At 42.4% G+C, this 20,184-nt stretch carries 18 protein-coding genes; 6 read left to right on the plus strand and 12 right to left on the minus strand.

All coding sequences use genetic code 11. The features are described from left to right. The first annotated feature begins 5 nt into the window (after window positions 1-5). Window positions 6-185: a hypothetical protein gene (locus LX99_RS25320; RefSeq protein ID WP_146203033.1), complete on the plus strand. Its 180-nt coding sequence runs from the start codon at window positions 6-8 to the stop codon at window positions 183-185. A gap of 688 nt (window positions 186-873) precedes the next feature. Here the strand turns inward: LX99_RS25320 and LX99_RS00535 are convergent. The 3 genes from LX99_RS00535 to LX99_RS00545 all read right to left on the minus strand — a co-directional run bounded on the left by LX99_RS00535 (window position 874) and on the right by LX99_RS00545 (window position 4,349). Then, window positions 874-1,980 (minus strand): DUF3810 domain-containing protein, encoded by a 1,107-nt coding sequence (locus LX99_RS00535; RefSeq protein WP_109605443.1) that lies wholly within the window; start codon window positions 1,978-1,980, stop codon window positions 874-876. Window positions 1,981-2,129: 149 nt separating this feature from the next. Beyond that, on the minus strand, window positions 2,130-2,651 hold the full coding sequence (locus tag LX99_RS00540; RefSeq protein ID WP_109605445.1) for a DUF2911 domain-containing protein: 522 nt from the start codon (window positions 2,649-2,651) through the stop codon (window positions 2,130-2,132). Window positions 2,652-3,206: 555 nt separating this feature from the next. Then, complete coding sequence (locus tag LX99_RS00545; RefSeq protein WP_109605447.1) at window positions 3,207-4,349, minus strand: C1 family peptidase; 1,143 nt, start codon at window positions 4,347-4,349, stop codon at window positions 3,207-3,209. A 138-nt stretch (window positions 4,350-4,487) separates the two neighbouring features. Between LX99_RS00545 and LX99_RS00550 the strand changes: the two genes are divergently transcribed. After that, window positions 4,488-5,024 carry a hypothetical protein gene (locus tag LX99_RS00550; RefSeq protein ID WP_146203034.1) on the plus strand — a complete coding sequence of 179 codons (537 nt, stop codon included), beginning with the start codon at window positions 4,488-4,490 and terminating at the stop codon, window positions 5,022-5,024. On the opposite strand, the gene LX99_RS00555 is transcribed toward LX99_RS00550, so the two are convergent. Then, window positions 5,011-5,544 carry a hypothetical protein gene (locus LX99_RS00555; protein ID WP_109605451.1) on the minus strand — a complete coding sequence of 178 codons (534 nt, stop codon included), beginning with the start codon at window positions 5,542-5,544 and terminating at the stop codon, window positions 5,011-5,013. The two genes, LX99_RS00550 and LX99_RS00555, sit on opposite strands and share 14 nt — an antisense overlap. Before the next feature lie 111 nt (window positions 5,545-5,655). Continuing rightward, the gene (locus LX99_RS00560) at window positions 5,656-6,501 is read right to left on the minus strand and encodes an energy transducer TonB (RefSeq protein ID WP_170122584.1); all 846 of its coding nucleotides are present in this window, start codon (window positions 6,499-6,501) and stop codon (window positions 5,656-5,658) included. A gap of 297 nt (window positions 6,502-6,798) precedes the next feature. Here LX99_RS00560 and LX99_RS00565 point away from each other — a divergent pair, with 297 nt between their 5' ends. Then, a complete protein-coding gene (locus LX99_RS00565; protein WP_022829630.1) occupies window positions 6,799-7,155 on the plus strand; it encodes a hypothetical protein in 357 nt (118 codons plus the stop codon). Window positions 7,156-7,302: 147 nt separating this feature from the next. Then, window positions 7,303-8,613 (plus strand): ammonium transporter, encoded by a 1,311-nt coding sequence (locus tag LX99_RS00570; RefSeq protein WP_022829629.1) that lies wholly within the window; start codon window positions 7,303-7,305, stop codon window positions 8,611-8,613. A gap of 333 nt (window positions 8,614-8,946) precedes the next feature. On the opposite strand, the gene LX99_RS00575 is transcribed toward LX99_RS00570, so the two are convergent. From LX99_RS00575 to LX99_RS00585, 3 genes are all read right to left on the minus strand, one after another. Continuing rightward, window positions 8,947-9,546 carry a DUF4468 domain-containing protein gene (locus LX99_RS00575; RefSeq protein WP_109605455.1) on the minus strand — a complete coding sequence of 200 codons (600 nt, stop codon included), beginning with the start codon at window positions 9,544-9,546 and terminating at the stop codon, window positions 8,947-8,949. 78 nt (window positions 9,547-9,624) lie between these two features. Next, window positions 9,625-10,716, minus strand: coding sequence for an outer membrane beta-barrel protein (locus tag LX99_RS00580; protein WP_109605457.1), 1,092 nt, complete (start codon window positions 10,714-10,716; stop codon window positions 9,625-9,627). A 285-nt stretch (window positions 10,717-11,001) separates the two neighbouring features. Further along, entirely contained in the window at window positions 11,002-12,609 is a 1,608-nt protein-coding gene (locus LX99_RS00585) for an ammonium transporter (RefSeq protein ID WP_109605459.1), read from the minus strand. Between the two features lie 603 nt (window positions 12,610-13,212). Between LX99_RS00585 and LX99_RS00590 the strand changes: the two genes are divergently transcribed. Continuing rightward, the gene (locus LX99_RS00590; protein WP_022829625.1) at window positions 13,213-15,387 is read left to right on the plus strand and encodes a glutamine synthetase III family protein; all 2,175 of its coding nucleotides are present in this window, start codon (window positions 13,213-13,215) and stop codon (window positions 15,385-15,387) included. 114 nt (window positions 15,388-15,501) lie between these two features. Here the strand turns inward: LX99_RS00590 and LX99_RS00595 are convergent, their stop codons facing one another. From LX99_RS00595 to LX99_RS00610, 4 genes are read right to left on the minus strand one after another with little or no spacing between them, the layout of a single operon-like run. Next, the gene (locus LX99_RS00595; protein WP_109605460.1) at window positions 15,502-17,049 is read right to left on the minus strand and encodes a S41 family peptidase; all 1,548 of its coding nucleotides are present in this window, start codon (window positions 17,047-17,049) and stop codon (window positions 15,502-15,504) included. Window positions 17,050-17,106: 57 nt separating this feature from the next. Beyond that, a complete protein-coding gene (locus LX99_RS00600) occupies window positions 17,107-17,715 on the minus strand; it encodes an HAD family hydrolase (RefSeq protein ID WP_109605462.1) in 609 nt (202 codons plus the stop codon). Next, entirely contained in the window at window positions 17,715-18,014 is a 300-nt protein-coding gene (locus LX99_RS00605; RefSeq protein WP_109605464.1) for a hypothetical protein, read from the minus strand. The genes LX99_RS00600 and LX99_RS00605 overlap by 1 nt, the downstream gene beginning before the upstream one ends. A 3-nt stretch (window positions 18,015-18,017) precedes the next feature. After that, window positions 18,018-18,677 carry an ABC transporter ATP-binding protein gene (locus LX99_RS00610; protein WP_022829621.1) on the minus strand — a complete coding sequence of 220 codons (660 nt, stop codon included), beginning with the start codon at window positions 18,675-18,677 and terminating at the stop codon, window positions 18,018-18,020. Window positions 18,678-18,934: 257 nt separating this feature from the next. Between LX99_RS00610 and sucC the strand changes: the two genes are divergently transcribed. Next, a complete protein-coding gene (sucC, locus tag LX99_RS00615; RefSeq protein ID WP_022829620.1) occupies window positions 18,935-20,128 on the plus strand; it encodes an ADP-forming succinate--CoA ligase subunit beta in 1,194 nt (397 codons plus the stop codon). The last annotated feature ends 56 nt before the right edge of the window (window positions 20,129-20,184 follow it).

Below are 20,184 nucleotides of genomic sequence, written 5' to 3' on the forward strand. Positions count from 1 at the left end.
CAATAATGAAAAACTATTGCCCGAATATACTCACCCTCCCGTCGTCTATCATGCAGTTTCCACTAACCACGCCTATCAAAAGCATCATCCTGTTAAACCAGGCTGTATCACGCAGCTTATTTTCATCAAAGGTAATGCCATCAGATCTTCGCCAACTATTGATTTTGCGGCTAACTCCGCTTTAAAAGTGCGGAAACGTTTGGCAGATCAGTAAGGATAAAGCAAAGTCTATACTTTTTTTGATGTGCGAAAAGCACCGGTTAGTCCGCTGTTACAGCAACCGATATTGCGAGCGGCAAGGACACAAAAATTTCCTTTCGGTTAATTTCAAGGTTAAAATAAAAAACAGAAAGAAATATTAAACTAATAAACAAAACAAGAATGCGGTAACAGTAATTTTACCAAATAAATTTTCTATCAAGTGGACACAAAAACGGTCTTTTTTAAAGATTTTGAAGTAAATTCGCCAAATAATTCACAATAATTACAGGTTACCTCCGTTTTCATTTCAATATTTATAATCGGGGATTTTCAAGGTAATTATTTATACTATTCCGCTAAAAAGGTATAGTAAACACAACAATGAAGTTCGGGCACGGCGCACGTCGGCTTATGAATAAAGAACTTGGGTATACATTTAATATGATATCTGAGATTTAGTTGATTCAATATCATTTGAGACGTGATATTGTGTGCGTTCCGGGGTGAGATACGGAACGCATTTTTTTAAACCGGTATTTCTCGCACTTTATTTACCACCCATCATTTTTTCACGCTATTGAGCCGCTTTGCCTGTATGCATGATTTTGAGTTGATAAAAAGGCGATAACGCCATGACCAGTATCAGATGAATGAGGCCCGACAACTAACCTCCTAATGGGTAACAACAGATGGCCATTGGCTCCGGTAGGTTGCCATCACCAGCAAAACCATCCGGTTGTAGGTTTCAAGGCCCCGGGGTTGATTATTGGCCTTTAAAAAATTATCGTAAAAAATACTGCTTATAGCGCCGAGTTTGTTTTGGTAGTTACGCCAATAATCGCGCTCAGTTTTATAATCGGCGCGAACCTCTTTACTCAGTGTTGCTTTAAGTTCTTTATAGGCCATGGTGTCCCGGCCGGCCAGTGAGTACATAAATTCCTGTACAGCGAGGTGATAAGCCGAATAACGCAACAACCTGTCATGCGAGTGGGTGGCGATAACGAAGCCTGCAAAATCGGCCTCGTCTTCAGTACCATACCCCATCTGGTGTGACATTTCATGGCAAACCACAAAGGGGCGGTTAAAAACCGGCATCTGGTAGTTTACCTGCGCTTCGGATGTAAACGGGTTGTAATAGCCGGATGTGCCTATGTAATTAAGCAGGCATGTTAGCATAGACGGCTTGATATCCGGATCATAAGCCCTGAAACTTGCAGAATCTTTACTGAGCGAACGAACGGCATGCCGGGCTGTATTGTATATAGAAGTGTTATTCTGTGCAAGATCGGCGGGAGTTAAACGGCGGCGGGTAAGGTTAACGCTGTCTACCAGGATGCGGGTTACGGCTTTCAGGTCGGCAGCGGTAAACGAAGTATCGCGCAGGTTAAGCCGTACCGAAGCCGGCTCCCTGAAATAATTCATCCCCCAAAACAAATAAAAAGCCAATACCGTACACTGCAGGCCTATGATTAAGCCCAAAACAAACCTGCCGGCGGCTGTAAACTGTTTTTTAAAAAGCAAGGTGATCAACCTTATAAAAGCGTAAATAAGGTAAAAAATAATTGCTATGTACAATATATCACCCACGCTAAACGGGAAAATATTTAGCACAGGGTGAAAAACCCTGCAAACTATCATATAAAAACCATTGGCGTAATAACGTTCAACAGCAGCCGGATGCCCGGCCAGCAACATCAGCAAAAAAATAGCCAGGGCTAAAAGCGCTATCGCTATTATATATTTTATTACAGGCTTATTGTTGTTTTTATGGCGGCGCATAGGTTGCAGCAAATATAATGCTTATACACCTTGGTTTGTATAATTACAGATGGGGCGCAATACGCATGCTTATGTTGTTCAGTCCCAAAAATCAGGTTATAAAAAAGGCCCCGTTACCGGAGCCCCATTATTTTAATTGTAAGATGCTGTTATTTCACCGAAACAGGCACCACTATTTTATCCCAAAACATGCAGAAACTTTTTGAATCTACAGTGTAAACCAAACGCTCGTGCATAGGTGCGGCTTTGGTTTTTACCGTTACACGCAGGGCATCTTCTTTATCATCATATTTATAAGCGCCCCATTGCCTGGCAACTTTATTAAAAATCACGGTCCATTTACCGTCTTCGGCCGGGATCAGGAAAAAGCCGTAAGTACCGGCGGCAAGTGGCTTCCCTTCAACTTTGATATCTTTAGTGGTAGTGAATGTGGTAGCTTCATTAGCGCCTGCACGCCAAACTTTTCCATAGGCTTCCAATCCGCCCCAAATTTTACGGCCCTTTACCGATGGGCTGCCATAATTAATGGTGATAGTTGAACCCGCGATGGTACCGCTCACGCTATCGCGCGGACTTGCGACAGGTTTTTTGTCCTGGCCAAAAGCGAAGCTCGATACTAATAAGGCAAACGCAAACAGGAATGCCGCCTTAAGCTGGAATGATTTTTTCATAAGATTTCTCATAATTTAATTACGATAAAGATAAGCCGAATTTTGTTTTAATAGCAACAATTACATCAAATCCCGCTTCCAGGTGATTTTGACATATAAAACACTTAAAATAAACAGTATAAACTAAAACCAACCCTATGGTAAATTGTTAAAATATATAGAAAATTCACATTGCAGTTAGGAATACACCGGCGGGATTCATAGCCCAAAGGTTAAACAATTGTTGTGGTTTTTTTAACCCTGCCCATCGTGGCAGGGTTTTTTATTCCCTTATATCCTCTTAAAAAATTCTGGTAACTATGCTAAACAAACATAATTAAGGTAACAACATCCCGGTCTTCTGAAATTACTTTATTATCTATTGCGTTCGCCGCTCGGTCTGGTTCATCTCTTCCCAATACAATGTTTCAAGATAGATGCCGTTCTGAATGGCTACGCGGGCGCGTATTTTTTCCACACATCTGGTGCGAGGTACTAATAACGTCAACAGCATTCCTCCAAAAACTAAAAAGCGCCATTAAATGACGCTTTCCCAATATCTAAATTCTAAAACCTTCAACTCCCCACCTTAGCCGCCAGCCCAACCGGTAAAGCCTTCTTATTAATCACCACCGAAATGGTATTAATAGCAAAATAAGGCACACTCACATACAAATACCCACCCAGCGGACTGGCATCTGTACCCCATGAGTTTTTAACTATAAAGTATTCGTTGCCTTTGGCATCTTTAACCATGCCGGTAATCTGCATCAGGTGGTCGTCTTGCGTTACCTGCCTGTCAAACAGGTCCTGGCGGATGTCAGCGGTTGGTGTTTTTTCGGTGAAGGTTTCAAAGTCTTTGGTTTCATCGTCTTTGGTTACCCATTTGGCCAGGCCTTTTTGCATCCTGAAGCCTTTGTTGCTTACGTCGGCATCCCAGGCTACGGTATAGCCCTGCATAACGGCAGTTTTAACACTGGCTATAAACTGATCGAGCGGCAGGTTGTAAAACATATTGCTGTTATAGTTATCCGGGATCTCGATGGCGAAGGTGGTGCCGTAAGGATGATGTTTAAAAGAGGTTAGCCCGATATAGCCCGAAAGTTTAAGCGGTACGTACTGCGCCGCGTAGCTTTTGGCCGTATAGGTTTTGCCGTTGTAGCTAAAAGTTTCGGGCGGCGCGCCAAGGTAGCTGTTTAACATGGCTTTATAATCCGTTTTCCAGTTGGCAGGGATGGTATCCGGGTTGCTTTTTAATAAGTTATCCAGGTAAGTTTTTAGTTTCACTTCCATCTCCGGGTCGTGGTTTAATACCGTATCGCGACCAACGCCGGGATAAACCGCCTGCGGCATGGCGCCGAAATTATCGGTCGAGAACATAACGTCCTGCTGAATGCCGCCTTCGGTAAAGCGGGTATTGCCGCGGCGGCGGATGTATTTTTCGGCTTTATCAATGTATAAATTATACACCGTATAAACTTCCGACAGATCGGGGGATGCTTCCTTTTTGGCAAGCATTTCGCTTTCAACCAGCGATGTGGTTGCAAAGCACCAGCAGGTGCCCGAATTGCCCTGGTTTTTAACCGGGGTTGCCTGGTTGTTTTTAATCACCGTAAACCCGGGTTTGGCAGTTTCCAGGTTAACTTTAATGGTAGGCTCCTGCGCAAACGCGCCAAACGCAATTGCCGAAAACGCCAGTAAGGAAGTTATATGTTTCATGTATTTTTGGGGACTGAAAATTAAATGTATTAAACAAACGGGAAAGTAAGGTTAAAATGTTTAATATTAAAAATTATTGCCCGTCAAAAATCTGACGCTTTATCACAACTTACATCAGTTACATCATTAAACTATCATATGGCTTTAGTAATCACGGGGAAATCAACCTGCAAAATTTGCAATAAAGTGATGACCGAAGATGATACTTTAATCATGTTTCCGCCATTTGTAGCAAACCTTAAAGACCCGGTTTATTTTTTTAACGACGAAGCTTTTCATGATGCCTGCTTTCAAACTCATCCATTGGCAAACAGGGCTTTGGCTTTGAGGGAGTTGTTTGAAGCGGCGACTGCAAACAGGCTTTGCCATATCAGCCAAAAGCCTGTTTCGGCGCCGGAAGGTGGTATTTTTATACCCTTAATCACTTCTGATGAAAACGAAGAATTATATAAATTTGATTTTATGTGTTTTGACAGAAACAACATCAGTAACTGGAACGAGCGGGAATATTTTATAGAAACAATGAACCGCTTTAAAGCCGAAGATAAATGGCGGGACAGGCCGGGCTATGAATTTTTTGATCGGTTTTTAAAGAATTTGAATGAACCTGTTATACGCTTCGGATCACATTTAACTCAGGCGAAGGAAATACAGCCCGGTTTTAGTTCAGGCTGATATGTGGCATGCCAAGCCCATCTGATAAATGATCGATAAACAGCTTGTCAAGGTAAGTTCTTAGCTTATCTACATCTTTTTGGCTAAGCGGAAACACCATCGTATAAATCTCGAAGGGAATGTCGGTTGTTTCACTATAGGATATAAACCGGCAGTTTACACAACCAGGTTCCTTTTTATTATCAAAGTATTCAATCACCAGGCGCCCAAACAAGTTTTTTGTGGTATAATTTGTTTTGAAAACTCCGTATTCGTGCTGGTAGCTTACTGATTTTGTATTAACAATTATATTTTCGCGGCCCCAAAAATTCCAGAGCGTATACTTTAGCAGTATCAGAAAAAACGCTCCAAAGGCCAGGGTCATGGCCAATATCCCTTCGGTTATGCCTAATATAACCGGAAACAATACCATCAGGTTAGCAAGTACCAATACAACTTTACCAACTAACGGGTTGGTTACCTTTACAGAAATATAAATGCAAATACCATCGGTGTAAATTAATGATGCAGGTTGTTTCATGATTAAGGATATCGGTAAGCAGAGCACTAATATATAAAAAAGCCCCGCTTACGCGGGGCACCTACACACAATCAGCAATCTAAAACACACATCAATTAAAAACCCCCATTATTATTCTTCTGTAGATAACTGAAAGCTGATCGGGATACTGTACCTAACCCTTACGTTCTGACCGTTTTGTACGCCGGGTTTCCAGGCTTTGGCCAGTTTTAATACACGGGTTGCTTCCTCATCAAAACCATAACCGGCACCGCGGTCTACCTTGATATTAGAAAGTGTGCCGTCTTTCTCTATAATAAAACTCATAAATACCCTGCCCGATACCCCGGCATCCTGCGCCGCAGGCGGGAAACGCAGGTTTTTTTGCAGAAACTTAGCCCAGGCTGCCGCACCGCCTACCGGCTCCGGCATCACTTCGAGGGTTTCGCCAAGGGTATGAACACCAACGTCTTCCACAACTCCTGTACCGTTCCCTCCGCCATGATTGGTTTCTTCAGGTACATTTATGGCTGTACCCTCTCCTTTAACAGTTTCGGAACCCACGGCGCTTTTATTCAGATCAGTTATTGTAGGCGGATCGGTAGTTACCTCCGTCGTAACTATCCTCGGCGTTGTATATTTTATCGTACTCGCAGGCGTTGGCGCTGCTGCTTTTACAGGTTCGGCCTGTTGTTTCTGCGGCTCCACAACCCTATCCTCATTTTTGGGCGGCGGGGGCATAACTTTAGTCAAATCTACAGTAATCATCTTTACTAACGTTTCCTCTTTTGGTTTCGCCTTAAAAATAATGGAAGCCGTTGATAGCAAAGCCACTGCCGCAAAGGCGATCCCCATAGCCTTGGCCATGGTGCTGCCATAGGTTTTTCTTAACTCGTAAGCGCCGTAATTTTTGTTACGATGGTCAAATACAAGGTCGAGCCACTCGGTCTTGTACAAATCAAATTTGGTGATAAGCATATTTTCGGAATTAAATTTTAATAATAACGGTTTTAATTTTATTATATTTTGTAAAATGTAATAATTATTAAGAATAATTCCGCAAGTGAGTTTCATCATTTTTTCATCTTCGTTTTAAAATCAGCAGTAAATTAAATTTTTGATAAAAAACCGGTCAAATTCCTATTTATATCTGCTAAAACTACAAACACATTAAAAAAAACCTATTTTTCAGATACTTTTAACAATCAAATCATCAAAAATTTAAATTATTTTAAAAAATATTAGATTTATTTAAGGTTTTTGTTACTTTTAGATATGGTAAACAGGCTTTATAAACTTATTGCCTTATTTTTAATGATCTTTTTCGGGCGTTCGGCATCCGGAAGAGATATATTTCAACCTTACCATCAAAAAAACTCCAAAAACACCACAGTTTCTGCCGATAGCCCACACCAAAAGCCATTCAGGTTAGCTTTTACGCTCAATAATACGGCCGCGCCGGTTATCAATGTGCGGCAACATCGCGGCGCGCACTCCTTTCAGCATTTTGCCGCCTTTGTTTATAACTACACCCTAAGGGTCAAGTATCTTGATTTTATTTGCGGCGAGGGCTCGGGGCAACTGTCGCGCTTCCGCAAACTCATCCTTTTTCCGTTTCACGATTTTTGGTAGGATTAAAAACAACCCAACCCAATGCCTTGATTAAGCATTTGGGATTTATTGTTTTTTTAAAAATTTAGTTTTAATACTACCCGGTATTTTGATTGGTGCCGGGTGGTATTATTCAAACCTTAATTTATCCTCCCTTAAACCCGAAACATGAAAAAATTCATACCCTTTGGCATACTTTTAATTGTAATAGTATTAGCCCTTATCTATCCTTCTGTTACCCTCACCACCGTTAAAGACAGCAAAATTGACACCGGCGATACTGCCTGGCTATTAGTAAGTACCGCCCTTGTATTGATCATGACCCCCGGTCTGGCGTTTTTTTACGGCGGTATGGTTAGCAAGAAAAACGTATTATCAACCATGCTGCAAAGCTTTGTATGTATGGGCGTAATTACCGTTATATGGGTAATATTCGGTTTCAGCCTTGCCTTTGGCGAAGATAAACTGGGCGGTTTTATAGGCGATCCGTCTACCTTCTTCATGATGAAAGGCACCTTAGGCAATGCCACCTGGGAGCTTGCGCCAACTATCCCCCTGATACTGTTTGCCATGTTCCAGTTAAAATTCGCGGTAATTACCCCGGCCCTGATCACCGGCGCATTTGCCGAGCGCATTCGCTTCAATTCATATGTTATTTTCCTTTGCCTGTTTATGGTATTCATTTACGCTCCGCTGGCCCACGCTACCTGGCACCCCAAAGGTTTCCTTTTTGGTAAAGGCGTACTGGATTTTGCGGGCGGCACCGTAGTACACATGAGCGCAGGCTGGGCAGCCCTTGCATCAGCCATATACCTTAAAGGCCGTAACGAAGCTTCACACAATCCGGCCCGTATCAGCTACGTACTGTTAGGTACAGGCCTGCTATGGTTCGGCTGGTTTGGCTTCAACGCAGGCTCGGCATTAGGTTCCGGCGCGCTGGCAGCTACCGCCCTGGCTACTACCACTACAGCTTCTGCCGCGGCGGCTATGGCCTGGATGTTTTTCGATATTCTTCGCGGTAAAAAACCGGGCGTAATGGGTGCATGTATCGGCGCAGTTGTAGGCCTTGTTGCTATTACCCCTGCAGCTGGTTTCGTAACCATCCCTCACTCATTAATTATCGGTATCGTAGCCGCAGTAGTAAGTAACCTCGTAGTGATCTGGAGAACAAAAACCAGTATTGACGATACATTGGACGTATTCCCCTGCCACGGCGTGGGCGGCATGGTTGGTATGTTATTAACCGGTGTATTTGCTCACCAGAATGTAAATGGGGCCAATACAACCGGCAATGGTTTATATTATGGCGAAACCCATTTATTCATTATCCATTTAATTACATTGATAGGCGTATCAGCGTTCGCTTTCTTCGGTTCATTTATTTTATTAAAAGTTACCGACATGATCAGCAAACTGCGTGTTACCCCTGAAGAAGAACTTGCAGGTCTGGATATCAGCCAACACGACGAAGAGTTATAAACAGATCAGGATTTACCCATCAAACCAAACCACATTAACAAACAAAATACCAGGAGGCTGCATCGCAATGGTCAGCCTCTTTTTATTTTTGGGGATTACACCGATTAATTTTTGATTTCACGGATTTTTCTTTGGGTGATTTATTGTTCTTTTGATTTCACAGATTTTTTAGTTAGGATCTTTTTTCGAACTATAATCTGGAAGAATTAAGAAATCAACAGAATGCCAAACAAATTCGATAAATTCTTTAATTTTTTAAATCAGGTTCAGAAAAATTGCCATTCGGAAAAAATCCGAAATTGAAAGTAAAATTTCCGAAATAAAGTTACACAACTACCACTCTTTAGTAGATACCCTTTTTACCTTCTTCACATCATGATGCTCCACAGTCGAGGCCTTCAGCATATAGGCTTTCAACTTATCCCCTACTTGCTTGCTGCTAACAAGCACCTGGTTTATACAGGCATTAAAATCTGCTTTTGATAGTTTTTCAGAAGCTTTTTCAAGCGCTACATCCTTACCGTGCATAATCTCGGAGTTGCCGTAACGGTTACGCTGGTAGGGCTGGTATACAAAATCAGTAAGCCAGTAACGGTATTTATTATCCTTTACCTCTATTTTGATACTATAAGCCAGCTCGCCGCCTTCGCTGCTTCCGCCAAAAAAATTCTTTTTATTGATCACGATAACACCGGAACCGTTAAGCGCGTTGCCACCCTTATCGGCCTTTACCAGCTTAAGTTCCTTTTTGGTATAGGCTTTAGTTAAAAAAGACAAAGCCCTGTAGTAAAGCGTATCAGCTACAGCGCCGGGCTGCTCGGCAGTTTTATAATAGATGTATTTATTATACTCATCAAGCGCCAGCGAATCTTTCTGTGCGAATGCGCTCACCGAAAAAAGCAATACAAAAAAGGCAGACAATAATGTTTTCATTCGCCAAATATATAAAAAAGCCGCTCCGGTTTTAAGCGGAACGGCCAGTGATAAAATAAGATTGAAAGTTATTTCTTATTAGAAAGCGTAAACAGCTGCTACCAACACCTGCGCCGCCGATTTAGACGGATTGCCATCATGGTTATAAAAACCAACCTGGTAAGCCGATGTCCCGGTAGTAGCAGGAACTATATAACCGGCTTTTGATCCATGATCAAACCTTACTTCCGGGATGAAAGTAAGCGGTCCCGCCTTAATGTTAGCAGTAAAAGTAACAGCGGTAACAGAAGCACCCGGAGCAGGCGCATAAGTAACCTCGCTGCTGTTGGCTTTGGTTTTAAAATACTCGCCCCTTAAGCCCAAAGTAACCGTTTTTGCCACAGCAATTTGCGGATACAAGGCAACACCACTAAAACCGCCTGTGTTATCGCCAGGCGCCGAATAAGTAGCGGCATTTAAACCTAATTTAAAGGCATCAGTTAACTGATAAGCTGTAGTCAAATCAAACTCGGTACCTGACTGCTTGCCGGTAGCAACGTTTAAGTAAGCAGTCCAACCTTTTGCAGGCGATACAAATAACTGTGAACCAAAAGTGTTAACTTTTTTAACCGACGAATAGTAATTCCATACATCGTTAAATACGCCGGCCATTAAGCTTACTTTATCGCTGAAAGCATAAGTTAACTTAACACCCGGGTTTTGGAATGGACCATTGGTAAACAGGTACGAAGTTGAATAGTTAAAGTTACCTGTTGGAGCGATAACTTCATAACCAACAAATGTAGCCATGTAACCACCGGTGAGGTTTAACTTATCTGTCAGATCATATGAAACATATAAATTTTGAATGTGAAATGAATCACCGCCGGGACCGTTAGGGATAGATTGCGCCTGCCCGCGCGGACCAAACGACAGCTCCCCTACAAACGCGGCCTTGCCTACTTTTTTCTTCAAGCCGAGGTCAATCATACCGATTGATACCGAGTTATGATCGCTTGCAAAACTGGTGGGGATTTGCGAACCCTTGTCAGAAAAATCGTATTTATAATAGGTATCTACCGAACCGTAAATAACCAAAGGGGCATCCGGCGTGGTTTTCACCGTGTCCTGGGCCTTTACGGTAAAGGCCGCAATTGAGAGAAATGAGAATAGTAAAAATACTTTTTTCATGATAACGATTTAATTGTGAATTGATAAACTATTTTGTTAATTGTTGTTTTTTTGGGGATATAGTACTTTAAACACTGATTATCAATACCTTGAAAACACCGGGATCATTTATGTGTCGGCATAAAAAATCCCTGTACGGTTGGCACGTTTATCAAGTCTTAAGCCATCGGTCTTTAGTTCAAAGTCAAAAAACACTTTCAGACTTTGAACTAAAAACTATCGGCTTAGCACCGCACTCACCAACCGCACAAGGCATCAAATATTTTTAAGCAATATGCTTGGGTATTAAGCTTCGGAGGCTACTTTGGCGCCCTTATCAAAAAGGCCGCTTAAGCTGATCTCGTCGTCCTGAACAGGGTAAACCTCAATACCGTGATCAAATAAATCGATACCGCCGGTACCTGTTTCACCATGCTCTTCGATACGCAATTTCCATGGATGACCTAATTTGTTAATCACAAACATCATCACATAAGTAATTACAAAGGTTGCAAGGGTAATGGTTAAGCTACCAATCAGCTGAGCTTTCAATACATCAAAGCCGCCGCCGTAAAATAAACCGGTTACCGGGGCAGAGTTATCGGCGCCGGTTGGGCCTGTAGCACCGTACTGACCAGAAGCGAATAAACCTAATGAGATAGTACCCCAGATACCATTAAAGCCGTGTACCGATACTGCGCCAACCGGATCGTCGATACGGAACCACTCGATCAAATAAACACCGCCGAAGATAATGAAGCCGGATACCGCGCCTAACATGATAGCACCAAACGGGCTAACCCAGTAACAAGGGCAGGTAATAGCAACCAAACCTGCAAGGAAACCATTAATAGTAAAGGCTAAATCAAATTTGCCTTTTGTTGGGCCAAACCACAAAGCCGCAAGCATAGCGGTGAAACCACCGGCGCAGGCAGCCAGGGTAGTGTTGGCAGCAACACGGCCGATACCCTGCATATCCATTGCAGATAATGTTGACCCCGGGTTAAAACCATACCAACCAAACCAAAGTAAAAAACCACCTACAGCAGCTACCAATAAGTTATGACCTGGAGGTAAACCGCCTTTTTCTTTATCATCGCGGGCAAAGATCCGGCCCAAACGCGGACCTAATACCATTGCACCCGCCAACGAAGCAACACCACCAATAGTGTGTACTACTGTTGAACCTGCAAAATCGCGGAAAGGCTGAGCGCTGATTGATTTGAAGAAACCTGATGTTCCCATAGTAGCAAGGAAACCATCCGGACCCCAGGCCCAGTGACCAACGATAGGATAGATAAAGCCGGTAATACCGATACTGTAAAGAATATCGCCACGGAAGCTGGTACGACCGATCATAGCACCCGATACGATGGTTGAGCAGGTATCAGCAAAAGCGTACTGGAAAATCCAGTGTGCCAATACCGGGATACCGGTTGAACCGTAAGTTTCGGGAGTATTTTGAAGGAAGAACCAGGTTTTGCCATCAGCGCCGCCCCAGCCAATAAAGCCGTTTCCATTGCCAAACATAAAGGCATAACCTATGGCGTAAAAAAGCAAGCCGCACAAGCAAGTATCAAAAATACACTCCATAAGCACGTTTACCGTTTCGCGCTTGCGTGCAAAACCAGCCTCGAGCATCACGAACCCTGCCTGCATACCAAATACTAAAAACGCGGCAACCAGTGTCCAAACAGTATTAACTGTATTAATTAAAGCTGTTTCGTGGGCGGTATAGGTTTCAGCAGCATTAGCTTTTGTACCGAACATGCCAGGTAAAACCATCATCGCCGCGAATACCAGCAAAAGGCCAATCATTTTTCCTGTAAAAATGGTTGCACCCAGCGCCCATTTTTCTCGTGTCAGCTGTCGGACTGAACTTAGGAAGTTGTGTTTTGTAGAACCTACTTTCATCGTTTAATTTAGTTTGATTGTTTTTTTAAAATTAATTAGTTTGATTGTTGTATTTAAATTTAGTTTGATTGCAATTCAGGCTTTACAAAAACATCTTTTCTTTACATTCCCATACTCCGGGAGCTGATTTTTAGATTTATTTTATAAAAAACTCAATAATTGGAGTGTTTTTGTAAATTATTTTCTGAAATTATAGATCATTTTTAACAATAACAAATTATTAATGATAAATTAATGGTAAAAAATAAAAAAATTATGAAAATCGTAAAAACAAACAATTTAAAACACCATTTTTTGAGTATTTGAAAATGATATTTTCAGTAAAATTTCAATTCACTTAATAAAAAATTTAAAAAAGTCGGTTTTTAACCAATAAATCATTCGTTTTCATTTTTTTTACGTTAAAAAACAGCAAAAACATCTAAAAAATTAAACTTTCAACCACTTCAAACAAAACACCACCAATAATTAACCAGTTTAGCGCAACAAACCTTCCATTTTGCGGGTATTAGGCGGTATGTTATATTTAACTTAATTTTGCCCCTGCATTTTAAAGGATAGTTATAATTTTGACCACTAACCTTTATTTAACCTCAATAAAATATGTCCAACATCAGATTTAAAGCATTACAGGATGTACTTTCGCGAACTATTCCTGAAGTAAAACCGCCTTCACCCAAAATTTCTGACTATTTCGGCTCAAATGTTTTCGATAAAAAGAAAATGAAGGAATATTTATCTTCAGAAGCTTACCAGGGAATAGTAAACTCGATTGAAAAGGGCGAACCAATCCCCCGCGACCTGGCAGAGCAAATTGCCTCAGCCATGAAAGCATGGGCTTTAGGTAAAGGAGCAACACATTATACACACTGGTTTCAACCATTAACCGGTACAACTGCCGAAAAGCACGACGCTTTTTTTGAGCCAACTGCAGATGGCGGCGCTATCGAGCGTTTTTCGGGCGATGCGCTTGCACAGCAGGAACCGGATGCCTCAAGCTTCCCGAGCGGCGGCATCCGCAATACTTTCGAGGCCCGTGGATATACCGCCTGGGATCCCTCATCGCCTGCCTTTTTAATGGCGCGCACTTTGTGCATCCCAACCGTATTTGTATCATACACCGGCGAAGCTTTAGATTATAAGGTACCTTTATTAAAGGCGTTAAACGTTTTGGATAAAGCGGCGGTTGATGTTTGCCACTACTTTGATAAAGGCGTTGAAAAAGTAAACGCCTCGTTAGGCATCGAGCAGGAATACTTCCTGGTTGATCTGGCCTTATTTAACGCCCGCCCCGATCTTTATTTAACCGGGCGTACATTGTTCGGCCATATGTCGGCCAAAAACCAACAGTTAGAAGACCATTATTTCGGCTCGATACCAGAGCGTGTATATGCTTACATGCAGGATATGGAAGCCGAGGCGCTGCAATTAGGCATCCCGCTTAAAACCCGCCATAACGAGGTTGCGCCATCGCAATTTGAGTGCGCGCCTATCTATGAAGAGATTAACCTCGCCATCGACCACAACCAACTGTTAATGGATTTGATGGACCGTGTTGCCAAACGGCACAACTTTAAGGTATTACTGCACGAAAAGCCCTACGCGGGCTTAAATGGTTCGGGCAAGCACAATAACTGGTCGCTTATTACCAATACCGGCAAAAATCTGCTCTCGCCGGGCAAAACGCCCAAAAACAACCTCATGTTCTTAACATTTTTTGTGAATACCATAAAAGCGGTTTATGAACATGCCGATTTGTTAAGGGCCTCTATCGCCTCGGTTAATAATGATCACCGCTTGGGCGCCAACGAGGCTCCTCCGGCTATTATATCTATCTTTCTGGGCAGCCAGTTAAGTGATGTTTTAGATGAGATCGAAACCTCGCGCATCAGCAAAAAAATCAAAGAAGATAATATGCTATGGCAGGGCATCCCGAAAATCCCGCAGATTTTACCTGATAATACCGACCGTAACCGCACCTCTCCTTTTGCCTTTACCGGTAACAAGTTCGAGTTGCGCGCGGTAGGTTCGTCGGCAAATTCGGCCAGCCCGATGACGATCCTTAACCTCATCGTTGCCGATCAGCTAAAAAAATTCAAATACGATGTAGACAAACTCATGAAAAAAGGTGAGAAAAAAGACCTCGCCTTATTGATGGTGATTAAAAAATACATCAAAGAATCAAAAAGTATCCGGTTTGAGGGCAATGGCTACAGCGAAGAATGGGAGAAAGAAGCGGCTATGCGTGGCTTATCAAACATTAAAACCACTCCTAAAGCCCTCGACGCGCTGCTTAGCGACAAATCAGAACATTTGTTTGCCGAAAGCGGCGTATTCACAGTTCGCGAAGCTCATGCCCGTCACGAAATTTTATTAGATGCCTTTTATAAAAAATTACAGATAGAGGCCCGTGTTATCGGCGAGCTGGTAATGAACGTGATCATACCGGCAGCCATCGCTTACCAAAGCAAACTGATTGAAAACGTTAAAGGTTTGAAAGATCTCGGCCTCGATAAATCAACCTACGAATCGCAACTTGACCTGATCAACCGGATTTCAGAGCACGTTAACTTCATTAAAACCAATACCGAACAAATGGTTAATGAACGTAAAAAAGCCAATGTGATTGAAGATATCCGCCAACGCGCCATCAACTATGATGAAAAGGTTAAATCATTTTTCCAGCCGATACGCTACCATGTTGACAAACTGGAGCAACTGATTGATGACAGGTTATGGCCGCTGCCTAAATTTAGGGAACTGCTGTTTATCAAATAGCAAATGCAAACCGGCACAAATTGCCTTAAGTTTATAAATTACTACTAAAGCAAAGGGCGAAAAGATTTAACAACTTTTCGCCCTTTGCTTTATACGTTTAAGCGTTCTGCAACATTATTTTCGCTTTTTAAATTCGGCAGGCGTTTTTAACATCAGTCCTTTAATCTTACTTTGATCAAATTTTTGTGCCATCGTGCGCTTCTGCTCGGTAGTCATCAGGCTGGTTGATGAGCTTGCAAGGCTTTGTATTTGTGTTGAAGTGGTTTTGTATTTGCCGTTGGCGATATAATAGAGCGCCTGGGATACTAAATTTTCTGTGGGGTCGCCGAAATCTTTAGTCAGATCATCATCGGCTATTTTACCTTTGTACACGCCTGTACCTGGGGTCATACCGTCATAATAATCACCGTTATTCGAAGCATTCCTGGTGGCGAACATAGGCATATACAACTGGTATTTATTGATATCGATACCATAAAAACCAACCGGCTTACCGTAAGTCTGATCGCCTATCAATTCCACATCTAAATTGGAAAGCGCCAAAAGGTTATTAATAGTTAGTTCGCTGGCCGATGCGGTGCCGCTGCCTACCAGGAAAATAATTCTGCTGAAATTAAATGAACCTTCTTTCTGAAAATTGACCGTCTGGTTATTAACCGAAAAAAATCCGTCAGGGATGTTATACCGCTTTTTAAATAGCGTGTAATTATCGTTGGTAAGCTTATCATTAAAATAAGCTGTATACATCCTGGTACCGTTTTTGGCCGACGGAACCAGCAGGTTATCAAAGTATTCTGCTGTTTCTACAGAGCCGCCCCCGTTATACCTCAAATCGATAATAAGATCGCTCAGGCCGCTGAAACTGTTTAAAGCCTCAAGTATTTTAGGGCCCGCGTTGCTTTTATCGGTAAAGGAGTTAAACACCATATAACCTGCTTTTTTTCCCTGACCGGCGTCCAGCGTTTTGTAGGTGATTACCGGGTTAATGGTATAATTGGCCGTGTTTAGCGTTACATCCATCGAGGTGCCATCGTACTTTGTTAAAGTCATGCTGATGGTTTTGCTGTAAGCGTAGGCCTTGATTACAAATTGCGTGGTTGAGCCGCCATCATCATAGGCCAGATTGGTACGACCATTAATTTTGGTGATCTGGTAACCGCGTTTCACGCCCATAACATCGGCAGGAGAGCCGGGATAAACATACTTTATACGCAGGTCTGACCGGCTTGGATAAAACACCGAAAAACCAAAGTCGCCCCCGTTTCCGCCTAATTCGCTGGATACCTCGCCATTATCAATAAATGAATACTTTGCGGTGCCGCTGGCGTCATAATATTCATAAGCCCTGTTGGTAGCAGGGTTAATTGCATATTGCGAAAGTTTATCAACTTCGGTACTGAGCCCGGTAATGGTATCGGCGCTTACATAATTACGCGGCTGGAAATCTTTATAAGTTGGCAGCTGATTGTACCACAGATAAGTTTCTTTAGGATATAAATAAACAGAATCCCTTATCTTATCAAGCAGGGTACCGGTTGCCGGCGGCGCTGAACCATCATCGGTGTTGTTGTTATTGTTAGTACCGCCCCCGGGCTTGTCTTTTTTACAGGCGGCTAATGAAAATAAAGAAAAAACGGCTAAAAAGTAAAATATTTTCCTCATAAAAAAACGGGCTTTAAGTATTAAAACGCCTTATTGTTAGGGATGTTATAGCAGTTGTTATAAAAATTCGTCAACATCAAAATAATCAATCCCACAGGCTTCGGCACACAACAGATCTGCTTGCGAATGACCTATCATTACCATTTCCCTCCGTTGTAAATGATCAGTTTTCATTATCAACTCCATTACATCGGGCTCGGGTTTCGGCCTGGTTTCTTCAGCAAAATAACACCTTAAATATTTTTCCAGGCCGTGCCATTCGGTTTGCTTTATTTTGTTGATCTGTTCCTGGATGTTGCCGTTGGTAACAATGAATAACTTTTTACGGTCCACTACTATTTCCTGCATCAAGGTAAGCATATTTTGGTATAAAAGCAGCTTTAATGGTAGTTTGGCTGTTAAAAGCTGATTTTCAAACTTATCCCGGTACTGCCCCGCCTCCGGAAACTGTTCGGCTAAACGGTTAAACGCGGCATCCTTACCCTCTGCCATATATGTATCGGTAAGTAATTTGGTTGCCGCTTTGGCATCTGTAAGTTCAACGTACTCCAGCATGTTGGCAAACAGGTAATAAACCTGAAAATAGTAATCCTTTTCGGGATACAGTACGTTATCCAGCTCAAAAATAAACGCCGTTTTACGTTTGTCTATGTCCTTATATTCCATTAAGCAATAACCTGTAGCGTGATATTATACTCGTTAAAAAGTGTTTCGGCCTTTAGTAACAATTCAATTTCTTCCGGTCTTAATAAATAAACCTGCGTTATATTTTTGTCAAGGCATAGCGTAAGCATCTCGTGCGTATAGCTGGCTGACGCGGGTTTGGGTAAAACAATCATTTTGCCGGTTTTTACCATAAATTCCGGTAAATCAAGATGGTCGCCTAAAATAATATCCTGCCCTTGCAGTTTACTTTTAAGCTGGTATGCCTGTGCTGATGTTGCTGCCGTAATTAAAATGCTCATAAATTAATGCGCCTGTACAATTAATCCATCCTTCATGGTCACCATTCTGTCGGCCATGTTGGCAAGGTCTTCATTATGCGTAACAATCACAAAGGTTTGTTTAAACTCATTTTTAAGCCTGATAAACAGTTGATGCAGTTCAAGCGCGTTTACCGAATCGAGGTTGCCGGAGGGTTCATCGGCAAAAATAAGGGCGGGATTGTTAATGAGGGCCCGCGCTACGGCCACGCGTTGTTGTTCGCCGCCCGATAGCTGGTTGGGTTTATGATGCAAACGATCGGCCAGGCCAAGCAAATCAAGCAACTCGCCGGCCCGCTTTTCCGCTTCGGTTTTTGATTTGCCGGCAATAAAAGCCGGAATGCATACGTTTTCTATCGCTGTAAATTCGGCTAATAAATGGTGAAACTGGAAAATGAAGCCAATTTGCCGGTTACGGAAATCGCTCAATTGTTTATTGTTGAGTTTGCTAAGTTCGAGGCCATTGATCGTTAAGGTTCCCGAGTCTGGTCGGTCGAGCGTGCCCAAAATATTGAGCAATGAACTTTTACCCGCGCCCGATGCGCCAACAATGGTTACAATTTCGCCTTTTTTTACCTCAAGGTCAACACCTTTAAGTATTTGCAATTGCCCGTACGATTTTTGGATGGATGTTGCTATCAGCATTTGGCAAAGGTAACGGATTAGCTGATTTATTTTTGTAGGGATTACACCAATTGATTTTGATTTCACCGATGATTGTCTGAACCTTGATTTGGGGGCATTTATGGGATAAGAGGATTTTGATTATTCGGTTTTGATCATTATTCTGTTAATTTTAAAATTCTGTAAATGCTGATTCCAACTAAATGGATCAAATAAACTGAAACAAGCCCTTTACCGTTTCAAACAAAATTGTAGCTTTACCGCAAATTCTTCAAAACATGAATATTCACGAATATCAGGGTAAAGCTATATTAAAAAGCTATGGTGTTAGAGTTCAGGAAGGCATTGTAGCCGATACTGTTGAGCAGGCTGTTGAGGCTGCCCAAAAAATGAAAGAAGACTTCGGTTCGGACTGGGTGGTGATTAAAGCACAGATCCATGCGGGCGGCCGTGGTAAAGGTGGTGGCGTTAAATTAGCGAAAAATATTGACCAGGTAAAAGAGCACGCCGGTAACATCATCGGTATGCAGTTGGTTACCCCGCAAACCGGTCCCGAGGGTAAAAAAGTTAAGAAGGTTTTAGTTGCACAGGATGTTTACTATCCGGGCGAGAGCGCTACAAAAGAGTTTTACATGAGTGTACTGCTTGACCGTGCCCGTGGCCGTAACATCATCATGTACAGCACCGAAGGTGGTATGGATATCGAAGAAGTTGCACACTCAACTCCCGAATTGATATTTAAAGAAGAGATTGATCCTAAAGTTGGTTTACAGGGCTTTCAAACCCGTAAAATTGCCTTTAACCTTGGCCTTGAGGGCGAAGCTTTTAAAGACATGACCAAGTTCATCGCTGCTTTATACAAAGCTTATGAAGGTACCGATTCGTCGCAATTTGAAATTAACCCGGTTTTAAAAACCTCCGACAATAAAATTTTAGCTGTTGACGCTAAAGTGAACCTTGACGATAACGCGCTTTACCGTCACCCGGATTATGCCGCGCTGCGTGATACCGACGAGGAAGACCCGACCGAGGTTGAAGCAAGCAAATCAAACCTTAACTATGTAAAACTTGACGGTAACGTAGGTTGTATGGTTAACGGTGCAGGTTTGGCTATGGCAACCATGGATATCATTAAAATTGCAGGCGGCGAGCCGGCCAACTTTTTGGACGTAGGTGGTACTGCCAACGCGCAAACCGTAAAAGCAGGTTTCAATATCATCCTATCTGATCCGAACGTTAAAGCGATCCTGATCAATATTTTTGGTGGTATTGTACGTTGCGACCGCGTTGCGCAAGGCGTAATTGATGCTTACAACGAAATTGGCAACATCCCTGTACCAATCATTGTTCGTTTACAAGGCACTAACGCTGCCGAAGCTAAAGAACTGATTGATAACTCGGGCCTGAAAGTTTACTCGGCTATTTTGCTGAAAGAAGCTGCTGATCGTGTTAAGGAAGTTTTAGCGCTGTAAGTTTAGAGATCAGAGGTTGGTGATTAGAGATTAGTCGCCTGGCCTTTTTAAATATT

Source organism: Mucilaginibacter oryzae, assembly GCF_003148845.1.
GTDB classification, from domain to species: domain Bacteria; phylum Bacteroidota; class Bacteroidia; order Sphingobacteriales; family Sphingobacteriaceae; genus Mucilaginibacter; species Mucilaginibacter oryzae.